The following is a 17282-nucleotide window of genomic DNA, read 5'->3' as shown; positions in this document are numbered from 1 at the left end:
GCTTGAGGATTTTTAGCTCGACCCTTGCAAACGCACCTGAGCGTCCAGCTGCCCCGACCACGCCTGATCTGGCAACAGCAACCGAATCACCTCCAGAGGCAACTGCTTGACTTCCAACGAAAGGCTCAGAGCCTGAGCCTGCATTTGAAACGCAGAGTCCAAACGTCCCTCACCCAGACCCAGCGAAAGGTTTTTCCAGCCCACGTTATCACCCAGCGCAATCTCGGTCGGTTGCAACAGCAGTAATTTCTGCTCAGCCAACCAACCGTGCAAAGAAGTGAGCTGCACACTCGACTCATCTAAATCCAGACGGCTGCTGAAATCCAGCTCCAGTCGTCCTGGCAACTCCGCCAATAAACGCCCTTCAACGGTGTATTTATCCTCCCTGCCAGCCACATCAAGCGAAACGTCCGCCTGCTGTAAAAGACCACTGCGAATCTGTTTGGCGCGCAGAGAGAGTTTCAAATCTTGTTTTGCCATCAGATCGTGCAGATCAATACTAAGGTGCAGATTTTGCACCCCATGCTGCTCAAATTGCAGCTCACTGCTGCGCAGATCCAGTTGTAGATTTTGTTCTTTGCCTTTCGCCGACAACGCCAAATCCAATTCAGCACGGCCTTGCAGAGCCAACTCCGATTCCGAAAGCGATTTAATCAACGTCATGCTCGGCATTTTCAAGTTCAGCTTGCCCACCAGCGGCAGACCTGAAGCAGGTACTTTCACCTCACCGCGCAGATCAAGATCCGCCGCCTGTAAGCTCAATTGGCTTAATTTCAGCTCACCTTTGACGCTGCGCTGTAGATCACCGCTCAAAAGGATCGCCCCCAAACTGCCGCCACTTTTTAGCGACAGTTTGCCTCGACCCTTTCCCAATAGATTGGAGAAGGTAAGCTGGCCTTGCAGGTCATCGAATTGATGCTGCTGCCAATTCAGCTTCTTTGATTTCAGCTTAAAATTCAAACTTGGGCGTTGCACTGAACCACCCAACTCGGCACTCAACAGAGCGGCTCCGCTCAACTCTACCGCCAAAGGATTCAAATCATCCAAAACCAGATCCACTTCTGCCTTTAAATTCTGATCAGATGTCAGCTTACCACTGGCTTGTAAATTCAAATGCTGCGCCCGCAATTGCAGCTGAGTTAAACGCAGCTCACCGCCCAGATCACCGCGACTCTCCAACTGCAATTTCACCTCAGACCCCAGCAACTGCTGCACTGGCTCAGATTTCAGCGCCAGTTTTTTCAGCTCAGTGGCCAATGAAAGCACATAGTGACTGCCCTCCAGATGCCCATGCAAATCAAGGTGCAAATGACCTTCAGCGGGAAATGCCAGCACCGTTGCCAAAGAGTTAATCTCAGCCACAGTTGCACGCAGAGAAGCCTTGGCTTGCTGACCATCCAGAGTCGTTTTTGCACTACCATCCAGTTTCAGCATCGAGCTGGTAAAACTCACGCTGGGAACCGTCAAGGTCTGATCCCTCAGATTCAAAGCCGCTTCCAGATTCAGAGCCAACCTGCCAGACAACAACGCCTGCAATTCAGCTGATGAAAAATTCGCTTCCGCTGCGCTCAATTTCAGTTTGATAACGTCTAAATTGCTCAGATCGGCCTGAGCATCAATCCAAAGGCTTGGAAACAAGGCTATCTTATCCAGCAACAGATCTTTGAGCCGCAGCTGCGCTGAAATTTTGGGTTCTGTCAGCGCACCGTGCAGCTGCGCCTTTAAGACCGCCTGCTGAATCTTCACTCCCTCCAGCCACGGCTGCATTAATTTAGGCTGTTTTATCCTCAATTTCAGATCGGTTTTTGAGAGCTGCAACTGCGGTGAAAGCACCCCGTTCAAACTCAGATCCGCCACCGCTGTTTGCAACTCAAATTGACGTAACACCAGTGGCGATTGCCAGTCGTAAGCCACATCCAACTCCAAAGCCAGACGCTCGCCCAACAGAGTGCGATACTGCACCGGCACTTTTTCTCTTGGACGAGCCAAGAGCTGCACCTTCAACTGTTGTGGCAAACGTAAATCAGCTCGCAGACCGCCCTCCAATTCACCCCAACCGGCCACGGTAGAGTGCAATTCGGCTTGCCACTCGGAAAGAGGCCCCCGACCGCTCAAATGCAATTGCAATGCGGGTGCATCAGGGTGTATCAGATGTGATAACAGTCCACCCTCTGGAGAGACCACACTCAGATCACCCTGCAAACCAACGTTGCGCTGCCAATTGAGCACCAGCTGATACGCCTCACCGCGTCGATCTTGGCGCACCAACGAAAACAACACTTGCACGTTTTGACCATTTTGATAAATGAGCTGCGCGTCAATGTCCAGCACCACCGCCTGCCCCAATACCGCTTCGGCCAGTTGAATGTTTTTCAGTGACAATCGATCCAACTGCACCCCAAAAGGCAGGTTCGGCAACTGTGGCAAACGGGCTTCCGTTTTAGCCGGTGTTGTGCGAGCCTGTGGCAAACGCATCACCTGCACCTCTTCAACCAACACCTTGAGCAGTTTTAAGTCACCGCGCAATAAAACCCACGGCGACCACTGCAACCTTACCCTTTCGGCCAAAAGCCATTCACCCTGTTCATCGCGCAGCGACAGGCCGCGCAGAGTAATATTTTGTGGGAATTGACCTTCGATTTTACGAACCGTAAAGGGGCTATTTTTAGGGGCAGAGTCGGCTAAGGGGATCACCTGTTGCAGCAGCCAACGCGCCCCATCTGGCTGTTGCCCCAGCAAAACCAACAGGCTCAAAAGCAACAAAAGTATTGCCAATAAGGACAACAGCGTCAGAAAAAATCGCCTCGGCATAGACACCACAAAAGAGATCAAAACACCTGCCCAATGCTAATGTAAATTTGATACGACTCATCAATGCCTTCACGCCGATCCAGCGGCTCGGCGTAATCAAAACGAATCGGCCCGATGGCAGTGTAATAACGAATGCCCAAACCCACACTGCGGCGCAGTTCCCGTTTGCCGTCGGGAAAACGGTCGTCGTAGACATTGCCTGCATCAAAAAAAGGCACCAACCCAAAACTCTCGCTGATGCGAGAACGCAGCTCAAAACTGAACTCCACTACTGACAGGCCGCCGGTGGGATTGTTGTTGCTGTCCAGAGGCCCAACCCGATCCAAACCGTAACCGCGAATCGCCCCGCCCGCATAAAACCGTCGGTTGGCCGGAATATCTAGCAAAGCTTCGCCTTGCAGAGAACCAAATCGAAAGCGACTGGCCAACAACTGCGAACCGCTTTTATTCAGACGCAAATAATACGAAGCCCGACTCTCCAGTTTAAGAAACCGCAAGTCCATCTCCAAGCTGCCCGCAAAGGGAGTGGCAATTAATTTAAATCGAAAACCATCGCGGGGATCAAGCAAGTCATCCCGACTGTCCCAACTCAAACTGTTTGGCAAACCCAGCAACACTGCTCGATGGTCGCCTTCGTTGTCATCCAAATTATCGTAACTGACCGAAATACCGTAGGTCCAACTCAGGTGCTCATTCAATTTCAGCTCTTGGCCTAAGGTGGCCTCAGCCCCGTATTGATCAAAGGCATCGCTCTGTTTTTGCGTTGCCGTACCGGTAAAAAAGAGCGTTTTACCCAAGTGTTCTAAATTCGGGCGGCGCAGCGTCACTTCTTGGTATTGGCGTTGCGGCAACCAATCCAAATCCACCCGCACATTATCCCCCACACCAGTAAAGTTACGATGCTGCCAAGAGCCTTCGATCCCCATGCCATCGGTGCTGGCGTAGGTAATCCCCGTGCCTAAGGTGCGGTGCTCATTTTCTACCAAGACCACCTGCAACGGCACCACGCCCTCATTTTCACTGCCTGCGCGCACCCTCACGGTCTCAAACAGATGGGTTTTAATCAGCCGTGAGCGCATCTCATTCAGTTGCTGCTGCTGATACAGATCACCTTCCAATCCATCACGCCGCGCCGCCACAAACGACGGTTTCACCTCTTTCAGACCCACAATCTGCACTTCACCCATTTTGGCCAATGGCCCCAAATCCAGATCCAATACCACCCGCAGACTTTTTTTGCTCTGCTGTAGATACACTTTGCGCTGCAACACACCCGGAAAGGGATAACCCCGCTCTTTAAACCAAGACAATAACAGACGCTGAGCAGCAATGATGCGCTCTGCTTTCGCCCCCATATTGACTCTGATACCCAGCTCTTTTAAAGGCGGCAACGCCGGACAATGTGCGTCATCTTTCAAGCAAGTAATTTCACCTCGATAGAGCCGAATTTGATACGCCGCAAGCCGGTAAAGCACGCCTTTTTTAATCGTGATCTGCACTTGGTAAGGGCTAAAATCACTCTGACGTGAACTGATTTTATGACGTAGATCAGGCTGGTAATACCCTTCGGAACGAAGCACCTGCTGAAAACGTTTTAGATCTGCTTGCAAACGTCGTTTCAACCCCAGCAGCGACTCTGGTGGTCGATCTTGCAAACTCTGCAAAGTAGAACTGCCTTGTAACAAGGGCTGCAAGCCGCGCGAATCCACCTCAATCTCCAACTCGTAAGCAAAGTCACGGCTCGACTCCGCACACAACGGCGAGAGCCAGAGGCTGAATAACAGCCCTAGAACAAGTGATTGATACCGTCCTACAAACCTCATACTTTAACTAACGTATTTTCATCCGTATGATTAAAAAGGGCTTCATTCACCGGTATCCATAATTGAGTGGTCTCTTTATAACTAAAACGGCCATTATCATGAATCACCACATCTAAAATATACTTCATGGTTTTATACGATTCATCCAAATATTTATTGGACAAGATCCCATACGTTTCAGAACCCACCTCGGCGGACAAATGCAACCGCTTACTCTCAACATACGCATCACCGCCCGCGTTAATCAACACCCCACGCGGCACCATAAAACAGCGCAACACCTGTTCATTGGCCGCATCCCACAACCAATATCCCAGCTCTTCATGAAACGCATCGTTTTCACCCAAGCGCCATGCCGTCATCGAGTAACGTAAGCCGTACAGCTCTTGCGGTCCATTTCTAACCGGGCCGAGCGCTTCAAAGGTCACCTTTTCACGATAGCGAGTCTCTTTCACTTTGCTGTGAACACGGGAAACATCAACGCCTTTATCTCCCTCCCAACAGCCAACAAGAGCCGCTAAAGGGCCCAATTTATTTGTTATCTTTTCGCTCATTTTATTCTCCTAATGGGTTATTCATTGTCCTAGCACACTCTCAGAATACCTTTCCCACAACCGGCGCAATCGCGCCTCTTGCTCCAGCAACACTTCAGAACGATAAACGGCACTTTCAAAACCCTGCAAAGCTGCGTTCACCCATTCGCCTAACGGCTCAAGCTGATGCTGCTTAGCTTCTTCGGGATGCAACAGAGAAAAACTAAGCCCATTAACCAAGCTACGATAAATCACCGGCCCCGTGCTGTTTTCACTCTCTTCACTCCACTGTGCTGCACTGTGCAAAGCGGCATTCATAGCTTGGAATGCCTCATCTAAACGCCCCACCTGTTCCAACGTCAACGCCAATTGCTGCTGATCTTTGCACAGAAACGAGAGACGGCTCGCCTCACTGTAAGCGTACGTTTCTGGTTCTGCTTCAATCTGCTGCCAAAGAGCGATCCGTGTTTGATGATGCACAACGGCCTTATCCGCCCCATTCAACTGCGCTAAAAAACCGTGCGCCAACAGTTGATAACGCACCGCATCGGTTTTCAACAGCTGGGTTTGGCTTTTTTCTTCTGGTTTCAATTGAGCACTTAATTGCAAAACCCGCTGATACTGATCAACGGCTTGCCTATTTTTCTGCTGTTTTTTCAGGGCATAAGCATACGCTAAACGGGCTTTAATTTGGTTGTTAACACTTAATTTATCCGACTGCGCCAACAGCGTTTTATAACGTTGCTCAGCCTCAATGTAATGCTCCGCTTGCAAAGTATAAAAAGCCCATTTCTCCAAAAAAGGCAACGACTCTAAGCTAGGGGCCTGTTTAGCCAACAGATAGGCTTGCTCGGCCTGCTGCTGCGCTTCTTGTGGTTGATTGCTGTAAAACAGCGCCCGCGCCGCAAACCAGCGCAGATTGGCCTCCCGTTTCGCATTTAAAAAAGGCGCAGTCAAGCGGTGCTGAAAAAACCCAGAGGCCAAACCGTAATGCCGCACATCCAGATGCAAGTGAGCCAAGTTCTCCCACACCACGGCATTGATACGCTGGTTTTCACGACCAAAATCAAGCGCCATCATATAATGATGATGCGCCTGCTGAAACAGGGGCTGATCAAAACGGTAGCCTTGCTGAGAACGACGTAACTGCCGATGGTAAATCACCCCCATTAACAGCTCCTGCATCGCTGGCGTACTGCTGCGGTGATCCATTGTTTGCAGCAGCGCCAGCGCTTTTGCCTCTTGCTCTTCGGTACTTTTTTCATCCAACATGAGTTGCAACGCCTGCACATAAGGCGCACTGACCGCCAACAGTTTCTGCTTTTCCAGTAGCTCATAAACCTGTTTCAGGTTCTCTTTTTTATTCAGACTCGGAATGGCCGCCAGCTCAATCAGCTGGTAATGCGCTTCCAGATCATCGGTCTGGCGAATGGCACTGTAAAAGGTATTATAGGCTTTGGCCAGCTGACTCTGCTGCATCAGACCATAGGCTTTATCCAACATAATGGTGGCGTATTGATCACGGCTGTTTATAAATTCCATCTCAGAAATATGAGTCAATAACAGCCAACTGCGCGACATCAACTCCATAAAATCGTAACGCTCAGCAGCAGCCAAAATTTGAATGGCACGAATATGAGCCACTTTACGCAGCAACGGCTGATGCTGGCTGTCACGCAACAGTTGGCTCATACGCGCAAAAGCCTGCTGCTGTTGCAGTGGCTCAGCGGCTTGCACCAAGGTTAAACCGGCCAGCTCAAGCGCAAACAACTTTTGCACCTCCGTTACCACGCTCTTTTTTTGCAATGTCAGCAACTGCTGGCGCTGTGCCAGATCCGGCTCCAATTGAGCCAATAATTTCAGATAGTGAAACGCATAATAAAGTTGTGCTTCTAGGGAAAAATCAGCGTGATTAAACATCTCCGGATAGAGACTTAACAATCGCTTTGAATCGCTTTCTTGCAGCAACAATTTATACAGTTCAAAGGCTAAATAACCCTCCAATGGAAACTGCCCTGCTTGCAAACCCACTTGATTCAAGCGCTGCAAAGCACTCTCTTGCTGTTCTAACTCATAATCAAGATAAGCATGAACTAAGTTTTTTAACTCTGGCCACTGCGACCCCTGTTGCAATTGCTGACGTTCATCTTTAACCCAGCGCTGAAAACGCGCGGTCACAATACCCACCGGTATTTTCTGCTTACTGGAGCGAATGGCTAACAAACGATTCAGGCTTTGGTAAAAAAGGGCTAAATTGGGCTGTTGACTCTTCTCCTGTTGCAACTGAGCCAAATAATAACGCGCCGCAGAAAATTCAGCGTTGTCCAAATGGTGACTCAAAATACGTTCGACAATCGAATTATCAACCGCAGGAAAACGGTAACGCAACGTATTGAGAATCAACAAACGCGCTGCATGGCTGCGCGCAGCACGATGCGCTTCCCATAACTGCTCCACTCCCCACTGCTGTGGCACCACACCTTGCAAACGAGTGCGGTAGATGTCCAGCGAACCTTCAAAAGCACAGGTCAAATAGAGGTGGCTATCACTCAGTTCAGGGAATTTACAGTTATTGCTTACCGAAGTAAGCTGCTCAGGCAGCAGCCGTTCTTTGGCGTGTAAAAAACGTTGCCACGGAATGCGAAAAATCACCCCATTATCATTGCCGTCAATCAGTTGATCGTTGTTGGTGTCGCTCATAAAACGGCTGAAATAGAGCCACTGACCGTCATTAGAAAAACGTTGAAAACCACTGATACCAGGCAGATCAAACTCAGGCAATATTTTTAGGGATTGATCCTCAAAATCATACCGTTTTGTTTGTCGCTTATTTTCTGTAGTGATTTCACTCAACAACAGATAACGACCGTCAACCGAGGCGGTGGCAGAAGAAAAATTACCGTGAAACAGCACCTGATCTTGTTTACTGTTCAGATCATACAGCACCAGTTGCCACTGCAACTGCAAGGCACTGCGACGCAGATAAGCCACTTTATCTTCACCAACCCAAAAGGGTGAGTGATCAATGGTCGCAGAATCGGTAAAACAGTCAGGCTCCTGCTGACCCAAGGTTAACAGACAGATATTACCTTGTGCATCACGCCGATAACGGGTAAACAGCAACCGCTTACCATCGTGGCTAAAAGTGGCATCTTTGGCATCGTCTCGCCCCCGCAACACCGCCTGTAAGGTTTTTTTATCTGGATCCAGCTGAAATAAATTAGGGATCTGATTACGGTCACGGGTAAAAACAACCTGTTGATCATCACGACTGACCGTGGCTTGAAAATTATCCCACGGCCCTACAGTGATTTTATCCAACAACGCAATGCGATTATTACGCCATTCGTCCGACTCTTCAGCTACAGAAACCGACACCAAACCCAGCAAAAAAAACAGCATCAATAACCGGTTCATTGCGACTTTGACTCCACCACAAATTCACCATTAAGAACGCTAAAGGCTCTTTTTTTACGCGGATCATCCTGACCGATGAGCAGCGACTCTGGCCCCAATTTTAGCGCCTGCTGTGCTAAACGTCGCTCCAGCTCTGGCCACTCACCCGACGCTTCAGCTTCCATTACCGTATGTCGATCAATTAAATAGACATCCGGAAGCGCCACACAACCAGAGACCAACACGCTTATTAAAAACAGTCCAAATTTCATCAACAACTCCTTTATTGCAGCGGTAACGCCTCAATATTATTCAATGCCTCACCGGCAAAACGTTCCAAAATGGGGCTCAGCGGTAAATTTTGTACCCGCAACGTACCTGGTATTAATGACAGTGACAGCTCCAAATCCAGCAAGCCTTTTTGCATCTTGAGCGCCAGCCATTCTGGATAAGCAATTTGCACTGCGGCACGAATTTTCGCCAACTGCTCATCTTCATAATTTGGATCAAACAGTTCCAGCAGTTGCAACAGCTGCTCACGACTGATATCACTGATGTCAACGCGGCCTTCCAACAAGCGCCGCTTGAGATCAAACTCCAACGCAGTACGCGCACTGATGGGGTTTTGTGGGCTGTCTTTATAAACTGAATCTTCTGCCAACAACGGCTGGAGGTTAATTTGACTGAGACGACTTAACAAACCAATTTTCCAATTGCCAGGCGTGGCATCAAGGTAAAACTGGCCGGTAATAAACCCTCCGTACAGCGCCAAATCAAACTGTTGCAACTTCAATAAATTTTGCTCCAAACCCAAGCTGGCGTGCAGCGGCCCCACTTGGTAATGATCGAGTTGCAGCTGTTCGATGCTTAAGTTTTGCCGACTCAACAATTGCGGTTGCACACGGCTGTAATCCACTCGTTGAAACGGATCAACGTGCAACAGATAACGAAAACCCACGGTATTATCGTCGTTGAGCTGCAACTCTTCGGCAATTTTCAGCGAGCCATTGATGTTATTCAGCGCCATTTGATCCAGTGACAGAGCAAAATCGGTAAAAGTCATCTCCGCCTCCAAACTCGCCCGCCGCCCCTCTTCGAGAGTCAGTTGCCACGGCAATGCCACACTGCCGCTGCCCGAGAGCGCCGGTTGATGCAATAAATGGGGGCGCAGATAGCTCTGCAACAGACCACTGGCCTGACCGCTGTTGTTCTGCGGATTAAAGTTAGCTGACAACTTCAGATTCAATAATTTTTTACTCAAGTCCACGTTAAATTCATCCAACACCAACTGCTGACCCGTTTGCCGCCCTTTGGCACTCAAGCGCACAGGAAACAGCAGAGCAGCGGTTTCAAAACCGTCTTTAAAAATCAGTGACTCTGCATCGGCAGTAAGTGTTAATTTAGCTTTTTTCGGGATTGGCACAACATCTGTTTCAAGCTGTAGTTGTGCTTGTAAATTTTTTGTTTTAAACAGATTGTTTACCTTTAAATGCCCCGCTGTGAATTGACTGGCCAACTCAAGTCCGCGCCCTGACCAGTTCAACTGCTGTTTTAGCTCAAGGGGTTGTTTAAACTGCAACAACGTACCGCGACTGCGCTGCTTCACCCTGATATTGGATTGCAGCTGAATTTGGCCTTGGGATAGATCCTCTGCCAACAAAGACAACAAATTCGGTTTACGATGCTGCAACGTGGCGTGCAGATTCCAGTTAAGGTCGCTGCGCCCCAATTGATCCAACTGCGCCAAATTGGAATGATAACGCCGCCACTTTGGATCTAACGTTAGATCCAAAGTGGCACTTATTTTTGCCTCTTTTTCTCGATCACTCAGCTCTAGTTGGTACGACAGTACGGGTTTTTGATCCAAGCTCAAAGAACCCTTGATGCTGCTCTGTTGCAGAGGCCATTGAAATTCACTGCTGTTTTGCCACTCAAGGGCAATGGCGCGTTTTAATTCGGCCAGTTTGAGCTGGGGGGCTTTAAGCTGCCATTCGACCTGATACCGACCCTCTTTTTTAAGGGAAAAATTCACATTAATTGGCTGTTTATAAATCGGACTGTTTTTCTGTTTCGGCTGACTTAACTGAGTCAAGCTCATTTGCCCTTCCACACTCGCAGGCCACTGCATAAAACGGCTAAAATCAGCAGATTGAATGTTCTGCTGCTGATGATGCAGTGTTACTTCGGCTTGCAATTCTATTTTTTGCCCTCCAAATTGAGCCAGCGGCTTGGCTAAATCACTGTAGGCCAATAAATTTTGCCGAACGTACAACATCAGATCAGGCTTTAACATCAAGCTATTTTCTGTATTTTCTGCACTTATATTCAGAGCAAGAAGCTGCTGACCTTGCAAAAAAAACTGGATTTCTAACTGCGGTTTAGTCAGAGCCACATCGCTGCTTAGGTGAATCAGCTGTTTTGTATTCACCCATTTTTTCAGTTGCGGCAACTGTAACTGCTGCTGAACCAGCTCACCCTGAAGTTGAATGTGACCCTTTTTATACTCACCACTGAAAACAGCCTGTTGTTTTGCCAACCGAGTCGTTTCAACTTTGCCTTTCTCTTCACGCTGCTGCTGCAACTCAAATCGCTCTATTAAAAAATTCTGTTCAAATTCAAAATATAAACTTTCCAGAGGCTTGCTTAACTCACTCAGATTACCATTAAGGCTTAATTGCCCTTGCGGTTGAAAAACTAATTGAAGCGTTGAGGTTTTGTGCAACAGCTTGCCCGCATTGAACTCTAACTCTGAATTAAAATCCAACTTGGGTTCATGCTTCAAATCCAGCAGATCCAGATCCAATTTCAGCGATAAATCCGCCTTAGATAAGGTCTGCTGCACCTTGTTATGCCACCGTGAAAAATTGAGAGCACTGAGTTCAACACGCTGTTGGCTTTTTATTTCATCTCCTTGCCACTGCAACTCGCCTTGATAATCCAAACCGGTCTCAATTTGCACTTTTTCTTCTGTTTTTAACAAGGTTATTTTCAGCTGGCTCTGCGTAAGGGATATGTTTTTTACCACCAGAGGTAAAGCCTGCTCGCTGATCTTCTGTTGCCAATCAATCGGTTCTTCGGTTTGTTTTTCAAGCTGTGCTACTGCCTGTAACTCCGCCTCTAAATCAAGCTTTTTCAACGTCAACGCTTCAATAAACAGACGTTGTTGCCATAATTCTGACAGAGAATAACGCAGTTCAAATTCAGCCAACTGCAACGAAACCCAGCTTTTTTCGTTGTCTTGCCAATGCAAGCTGAGGCCAGAAATTTTGATGCCACGCAACAGATCAATTTCCAAGGATTGCAATTGCTTAATGCGAAGGCCATTTTGTTGCAAAATGGGCTGTAATTGGGGCAATAGGGTGTGATAAAAAAAAGGAGATCTGAGCAAAAGATAACTGGAAAGCAATAACAAAACAGCAGCCACCAGCAAAGTTGAGAGCATAGCCAGCAGCCATTTAAACAGCCAATACATCATTCAATGTGCTTTTTAATTGTTCAGCGCCCCTTTATTGATCCATGAGGTCAGATCAACAATGCCTGTCGCACTCAAACTCACACGATTAGCAACATGGACGTTATATGAGGTAATGCAATTGGTGGCTGCGGCCAAAATATCAGACTGAGCTTGAACAAAGGTTGCCAGCAACATCGACTGAGCCGCATCACCTGGCTTGATAAAACTCAGTGCAAGGCTGCATGTGGAACCTTTAATCCAGAGAGGCGATAGATAATCCAAAGAATTTTTATTGACCAATGAAGTGCGAAAGGTCTCTTTAGTGCTCATATTAGGACCATTTTCCTCACTGCCGCCAGGAGAATGACAGTTCAAAGCGCAGCCTTTGAGTTCACGCTCAAATAGGCTGCTGAGGGTATCGGTTGCTGTATTGGTGTTGATGGTCGAGCCTCCATCACCACCACAGCTGGCTAAAAAAGTTGCGAACATCAATAACATGATAATTTTCAGTGGGTTAAATAAATTTTCTGAACTCATTGTAAATCTCCTTATACTGTCTGTTAACCATAGCTGAAAATGGTGCTCTGGCAAGCTTTTTTTCCTAACAGGATATTCATAATGGACAGCTCAAACACCAACACACGATCCGCTTTTTTAGCTTACTTGATGCCTCTCCTGGGTGTTATTGGCCTTTCGGTTGTTTTATGGTTTTTCATGCTGTTTCTAAATCCAGATGCCAGCACCACAGAGAAAGTGACCAATATCGCAGCGGGTTATATTTTCGCGCTGCTGCTGATCTTCTCTTGGCAAAGCTTGATCGAAAACGCATTTATGCTGATCTTATGGAACATTCTGCTCTTCACCCTGATGTTTGCCACGGGTGATGCATTAAGCGAGAACATGCGCCTGCTGGTTTGGTCTTTGCTGGCCACAATCTGGTACCTGCCGCTGTTTGTACTCTTCCTCGCACTGCCCTATCGTTTCTAAACCCACCCACCTCTGCACTGTAAAATAATACGGCCTTTATTCTAAAGGCTCATATTAATAGTCTCTCAGACACCCTAATTATTAATTAGTCATTCGATCTTGAATCGTTTTTTCAAATCCCGCAAAAATCAAATGACTCAAGGCATGTAAATCCTCAATACCACTGACTTTAACTCTAAAATCACCCAAAGAATTCTTTGGTAAGACCTCTAAATGAGATGGCATTAACTTTCTCCCTTCCTCTGGGTCAATATTAATTGCAATCCACTTCACCTTAACTTCCAAGTATAAACGCACAATCCACCAAGATGGTTTGTTAAAATAAACACCAAAATATCCAGTGGTATCTTTATAACCAAGCTCCAAGGGAGACATCTTTTTTATAGATGGATTATAAATCTCTTTATCAAAAAGGGATGAGCTTTCAAATTGCTTTTTTATGATAGCGAAACTGTCTAACTCAATATCTGTAGTAACAATCCCCTTTCTATTTCCTGAGGGTTTAACAACCTCATCTTGTTCTGAATCATTAGGTGACGACACAACATCTTTCGGATTATCTTCTTTCTGACAATCCTCAACTGGCGAGGATGAGACTCCCTCATCAATCGCTGCAACAGAGCGCCTAACAATACTCCTAAGCACTTTCTGAAGCGCATCTTTTGCAATTGGCCTAAAATGATCAACCACATTAGCCGTCACCCTACTTTCACACATACCTTTAGATGACAACAGCCAACGCATAAATGACTCGCTTAATTCTCCATCCCTTATATCTAATTCAAGCTTCAAAAAATCATACATTTTTTCAGTGTAGGTAAGCTCTGTGGCAAATTCCCTTATGGCTTCACCAGAAAAAACATCCTTTTGAAATCTAGCTAAAATATCCAGCCCATTATCTATTGAATCCAATTCTGCAACAAAAAATGGTAAATCATCTTGAATATTTATTTCACTCGTATCCGTAAAAAACCTATATTCAATACCATTAGTTAATATCCCTAAAGAAACTGAGGTTGTTGATGTAAAGTAACGTTTTAATTGACCATGATGGCCATCAAGATCTTCATCAATTGATTTAACCTCGACAAATATTTTTGGCACTCCATTAATTAAAATAGCGTAATCAACTTTTTCTTTTTGACCACTCTTTTTTTACTGCTGTATCTGCTTCAAATTCAGGACAAACTTCTGAGGGGTTCCAAATATCATACCCTAAAGCTTCAATCATCGGTAAAACCATAGCCTGTTTTGTCGCTTCTTCTCCTTTACCTTTCACCAACTCAAGTCTAGGCAGGATTTTTTCAACTGCTGTTTTAATCTCTTCTATTGACATCTATAAATCCTCGTATGTTAAAAACAAACCCATCAAATATTATCACTAATTAAAATACTAAGCAATTGCGAATAAACCAATCAACGCCAAAATTAGTAGCTGCTACTCAGCAAACACCATAACCACCGCATGAGCCGCAATACCCTCTTCACGTCCCGTAAAACCCAGCTGTTCCGTCGTGGTCGCCTTCACATTCACCTGCGCAAGCGTCACTTCCAGATCAACGGCCAAATATTGACGCATGGTGTTGATGTGCGGTGCCATTTTCGGCGCTTGAGCAATAATCGTCAGATCAACGTTGCCCACCCGATAGCCCTGCTCTTTCACCAACGCCATCACCTGATGCAACAGGTTTCGGCTGTCGGCATTTTTAAACGCCGGATCGCTGTCGGGAAAATGGCGACCAATGTCCCCCAAGGCCAGCGCCCCCAACAGCGCATCACAAAGCGCGTGAATCGCCACATCGCCATCGGAGTGCGCTTTTAGCCCCTTGGTGTGCGCAATTCTGACCCCACCGAGGATCACAAACGCCCCCTCTTCAAACGCATGAACATCGTAACCGTGACCGATGCGTGGCAATTTCATCAACCTAACTCCCCTCGTTGCTCTAATAAATAGATTTCCGCCAAACGCAGATCCCGTGGCCGAGTGATTTTGATGTTGTCCTCACAACCCTCGATCAATTTTGGCCGAAAACCCACCCGCTCCATCGCCGAAGCGTCGTCGGTAATGGCAAGACCCTCTTCGATGCACTGCTCAATGGCCGCTTGTAACGCCCCCAAACGAAACATCTGCGGGGTCAACGCATGCCACAACGCCTCTCGATCCACGGTCTCACTCACCTCACCATCCGAAGTCGCCCGCTTCATCGTATCGCGCACCGGCAAAGCCAACAAACCGCCCACCTCATCCTCAGCCAAGACCGCCAACAGACGATCCAAATCCGCGCGGCGCAGACAAGGACGAGCGGCATCATGCACCAGCACCCAATCGTTTTCATCCGCCTGCTCAGCAAGCACACTCAGACCGTTCAAGACCGAATGAAAACGCTCCTGCCCCCCCTTAGCACGTCTGATTTTAGGGTGTGATGCCAGCGGCGAATCGGGCCAATAGCCATCCTCATGCCCCAGAACCAACACCACACCTTTAATTTTGGGGTGGCTTAAAAAACAGTCGAGGCTCTGTTCAAGCACGGTTTTATTTAACAACGGTAGGTATTGTTTGGGGCAATCGGCCTGCATCCGCTTACCGACACCGGCAGCGGGCAGCAGCGCCCAAAAGGTCTGTTTTGACATAAAAAATTACTGCGGAAATAACTGTTCTGGCGGATCGCCAATGATTTGAAAAAAGGTCTCGCCCTCTTTCATCATACCCAAATCGTAACGGGCGCGTTCTTCAATCGCCCCCACGCCCTGCTTGAGGTCTTTTACCTCAGCGGCCAAAATGGCGTTGCGCTCTTGCAGGCGTTGCACCTGCTGTTGCTTCTCCGCCAAGCTCTGACGAAAACGCCAGACCTCCGCCAAACTGCCGCCGCCCACCCAAAGTCGATACTGCAAGCTGAACAACAACAGCAACATGACCGAAGCGATGACGACAACCGCCGTTTTGGCTTTCATAAGATCAACTTACGAAAACGCCTTAGCACCTGCATAAACGGCACGATCACCCAAAATCTCTTCAATGCGCAGCAGTTGGTTGTATTTCGCCACCCGATCCGAACGCGACAACGAGCCGGTTTTGATCTGGCCGGAGTTGGTCGCCACAGCCAAATCGGCGATGGTGGTGTCTTCGGTCTCACCGGAACGATGGGAAACCACAGCGGTGTAACCGGCTTTGTGTGCCATATCAATCGCTTCCAGTGTTTCGGTCAAGGTGCCGATCTGGTTCACTTTGATCAAAATGGAGTTGGCGATCTTTTTGTCGATGCCCTCTTGCAAGATTTTGGTGTTGGTGACAAACAGATCATCGCCCACCAACTGAACTTTGTCGCCCAGCTTCTCGGTCAGCAGTTTCCAGCCGTCCCAATCGCCTTCGTCCATGCCGTCTTCGATGGTGATAATCGGATATTTATCCACCCACACCGCCAAATAATCGACAAACTCCGCCGCTGTGAATTTACGCCCTTCTGAAGCCAGATCATAAACGCCGTCACTGAAGAACTCCGAGCTGGCCACATCCAGACCCAAAGCAATGTCTTTGCCTGGCTCGTAACCGGCCGCTTTGATGGCGGTCAAAATCACTTCGATGGCCTCTTCATTGGAAGAAAGATCAGGAGCAAAACCACCCTCATCACCCACAGCGGTGTTCAAACCTTTGTCCGACAAGACTTTTTTCAGCGCATGAAACACCTCGGTACCGTAACGCAGCGCCTCTTTAAAGCTCGGCGCACCAACAGGCACAATCATAAACTCTTGCAGATCAACGCTGTTGTCAGCGTGTGCGCCACCGTTGATGATGTTCATCATCGGCACCGGCAAGGTCACTGCCGCATCGCCACCCAAGTGCTGAAACAACGGCTTACCGGCACTCAACGCCGCCGCGTGCGCGTTGGCCAGCGAAACCGCCAGCAGCGCATTGGCACCGAGACGATCTTTGTTTTCATTGCCGTCCAGCGCCAACATGCAGCGATCCAAAGCGACCTGATCAAAGACATCAAAACCGAGCAGAGCGGTGCGAATTTCGCCATTGATGTTGGCCACGGCGGTCAAAACCCCTTTACCCAAATAACGGTTTTCATCGCCGTCACGCAGTTCAATCGCTTCGCGCACACCGGTAGAGGCACCGGAAGGCACCGCTGCACGTCCCATTACACCCGAGGCGAGATACACATCCGCTTCAATGGTGGGGTTACCACGGGAATCCAAAATCTCTCTTGCTTTGATATCAACAATCTTTGTCATGATGACTCTCCAGTTGTTTGAACTGCGGCTGTTGACCGCCTT

14 protein-coding genes are annotated in these 17282 nt (G+C 47.9%); 1 reads left to right on the top strand and 13 read right to left on the bottom strand.

Annotated features, from left to right (window positions below):
* Positions 1–12: 12 nt before the first annotated feature.
* From Q9O24_09195 to Q9O24_09165, 7 genes are all read right to left on the bottom strand, one after another.
* Positions 13–2763 (bottom strand): hypothetical protein, encoded by a 2751-nt coding sequence (locus Q9O24_09195; protein MDQ7075308.1) that lies wholly within the window; start codon positions 2761–2763, stop codon positions 13–15.
* A 65-nt stretch (positions 2764–2828) separates the two neighbouring features.
* Positions 2829–4634: a BamA/TamA family outer membrane protein gene (locus Q9O24_09190; GenBank protein MDQ7075307.1), complete on the bottom strand. Its 1806-nt coding sequence runs from the start codon at positions 4632–4634 to the stop codon at positions 2829–2831.
* Complete coding sequence (locus Q9O24_09185; protein MDQ7075306.1) at positions 4631–5188, bottom strand: heme-binding beta-barrel domain-containing protein; 558 nt, start codon at positions 5186–5188, stop codon at positions 4631–4633. The genes Q9O24_09190 and Q9O24_09185 overlap by 4 nt, the downstream gene beginning before the upstream one ends.
* Positions 5189–5209: 21 nt before the next feature.
* Positions 5210–8584 carry a hypothetical protein gene (locus tag Q9O24_09180; protein MDQ7075305.1) on the bottom strand — a complete coding sequence of 1125 codons (3375 nt, stop codon included), beginning with the start codon at positions 8582–8584 and terminating at the stop codon, positions 5210–5212.
* Positions 8581–8835 (bottom strand): hypothetical protein, encoded by a 255-nt coding sequence (locus Q9O24_09175; protein MDQ7075304.1) that lies wholly within the window; start codon positions 8833–8835, stop codon positions 8581–8583. The genes Q9O24_09180 and Q9O24_09175 overlap by 4 nt, the downstream gene beginning before the upstream one ends.
* Positions 8836–8846: 11 nt before the next feature.
* Positions 8847–12038 carry a hypothetical protein gene (locus Q9O24_09170; GenBank protein MDQ7075303.1) on the bottom strand — a complete coding sequence of 1064 codons (3192 nt, stop codon included), beginning with the start codon at positions 12036–12038 and terminating at the stop codon, positions 8847–8849.
* Positions 12039–12050: 12 nt separating this feature from the next.
* Positions 12051–12554 (bottom strand): hypothetical protein, encoded by a 504-nt coding sequence (locus tag Q9O24_09165; protein ID MDQ7075302.1) that lies wholly within the window; start codon positions 12552–12554, stop codon positions 12051–12053.
* A 39-nt stretch (positions 12555–12593) separates the two neighbouring features.
* On the opposite strand from Q9O24_09165, the gene Q9O24_09160 reads away from it, so the two are divergent.
* On the top strand, positions 12594–13004 hold the full coding sequence (locus Q9O24_09160) for a hypothetical protein (GenBank protein ID MDQ7075301.1): 411 nt from the start codon (positions 12594–12596) through the stop codon (positions 13002–13004).
* A gap of 81 nt (positions 13005–13085) precedes the next feature.
* On the opposite strand, the gene Q9O24_09155 is transcribed toward Q9O24_09160, so the two are convergent.
* The 6 genes from Q9O24_09155 to eno all read right to left on the bottom strand — a co-directional run bounded on the left by Q9O24_09155 (position 13086) and on the right by eno (position 17240).
* Positions 13086–14108 carry a hypothetical protein gene (locus Q9O24_09155; GenBank protein ID MDQ7075300.1) on the bottom strand — a complete coding sequence of 341 codons (1023 nt, stop codon included), beginning with the start codon at positions 14106–14108 and terminating at the stop codon, positions 13086–13088.
* A gap of 22 nt (positions 14109–14130) precedes the next feature.
* A complete protein-coding gene (locus Q9O24_09150; protein ID MDQ7075299.1) occupies positions 14131–14340 on the bottom strand; it encodes a hypothetical protein in 210 nt (69 codons plus the stop codon).
* Positions 14341–14442: 102 nt separating this feature from the next.
* The gene (gene ispF / locus Q9O24_09145) at positions 14443–14925 is read right to left on the bottom strand and encodes a 2-C-methyl-D-erythritol 2,4-cyclodiphosphate synthase (GenBank protein ID MDQ7075298.1); all 483 of its coding nucleotides are present in this window, start codon (positions 14923–14925) and stop codon (positions 14443–14445) included.
* On the bottom strand, positions 14925–15635 hold the full coding sequence (ispD, locus tag Q9O24_09140; GenBank protein ID MDQ7075297.1) for a 2-C-methyl-D-erythritol 4-phosphate cytidylyltransferase: 711 nt from the start codon (positions 15633–15635) through the stop codon (positions 14925–14927). The genes ispF and ispD overlap by 1 nt, the downstream gene beginning before the upstream one ends.
* Before the next feature lie 6 nt (positions 15636–15641).
* The gene (ftsB, locus tag Q9O24_09135; protein MDQ7075296.1) at positions 15642–15956 is read right to left on the bottom strand and encodes a cell division protein FtsB; all 315 of its coding nucleotides are present in this window, start codon (positions 15954–15956) and stop codon (positions 15642–15644) included.
* A gap of 9 nt (positions 15957–15965) precedes the next feature.
* A complete protein-coding gene (gene eno / locus Q9O24_09130; protein MDQ7075295.1) occupies positions 15966–17240 on the bottom strand; it encodes a phosphopyruvate hydratase in 1275 nt (424 codons plus the stop codon).
* Between the last annotated feature and the right edge of the window lie 42 nt (positions 17241–17282).

This window comes from Gammaproteobacteria bacterium (assembly GCA_030949385.1).
Taxonomy (GTDB): domain Bacteria; phylum Pseudomonadota; class Gammaproteobacteria; order JAUZRS01; family JAUZRS01; genus JAUZRS01.
Note: the sequence above shows the minus strand (reverse complement) of the source record. Positions and strands in the feature narration are given on the sequence as shown.

Excerpts from the sequence above, each read along its gene's own strand:
- Q9O24_09190 (MDQ7075307.1), bottom strand. The coding sequence starts at position 4,634 with ATGAGGTTTGTAGGACGGTATCAATCACTTGTTCTAGGGCTGTTATTC.
- Q9O24_09185 (MDQ7075306.1), bottom strand. The coding sequence starts at position 5,188 with ATGAGCGAAAAGATAACAAATAAATTGGGCCCTTTAGCGGCTCTTGTT.
- Q9O24_09180 (MDQ7075305.1), bottom strand. The coding sequence starts at position 8,584 with ATGAACCGGTTATTGATGCTGTTTTTTTTGCTGGGTTTGGTGTCGGTT.
- Q9O24_09175 (MDQ7075304.1), bottom strand. The coding sequence starts at position 8,835 with ATGAAATTTGGACTGTTTTTAATAAGCGTGTTGGTCTCTGGTTGTGTG.
- Q9O24_09170 (MDQ7075303.1), bottom strand. The coding sequence starts at position 12,038 with ATGATGTATTGGCTGTTTAAATGGCTGCTGGCTATGCTCTCAACTTTG.
- Q9O24_09165 (MDQ7075302.1), bottom strand. The coding sequence starts at position 12,554 with ATGAGTTCAGAAAATTTATTTAACCCACTGAAAATTATCATGTTATTG.
- Q9O24_09160 (MDQ7075301.1), top strand. The coding sequence starts at position 12,594 with ATGGTGCTCTGGCAAGCTTTTTTTCCTAACAGGATATTCATAATGGAC.
- Q9O24_09150 (MDQ7075299.1), bottom strand. The coding sequence starts at position 14,340 with ATGTCAATAGAAGAGATTAAAACAGCAGTTGAAAAAATCCTGCCTAGA.
- ispF (MDQ7075298.1), bottom strand. The coding sequence starts at position 14,925 with ATGAAATTGCCACGCATCGGTCACGGTTACGATGTTCATGCGTTTGAA.
- ispD (MDQ7075297.1), bottom strand. The coding sequence starts at position 15,635 with ATGTCAAAACAGACCTTTTGGGCGCTGCTGCCCGCTGCCGGTGTCGGT.
- ftsB (MDQ7075296.1), bottom strand. The coding sequence starts at position 15,956 with ATGAAAGCCAAAACGGCGGTTGTCGTCATCGCTTCGGTCATGTTGCTG.
- eno (MDQ7075295.1), bottom strand. The coding sequence starts at position 17,240 with ATGACAAAGATTGTTGATATCAAAGCAAGAGAGATTTTGGATTCCCGT.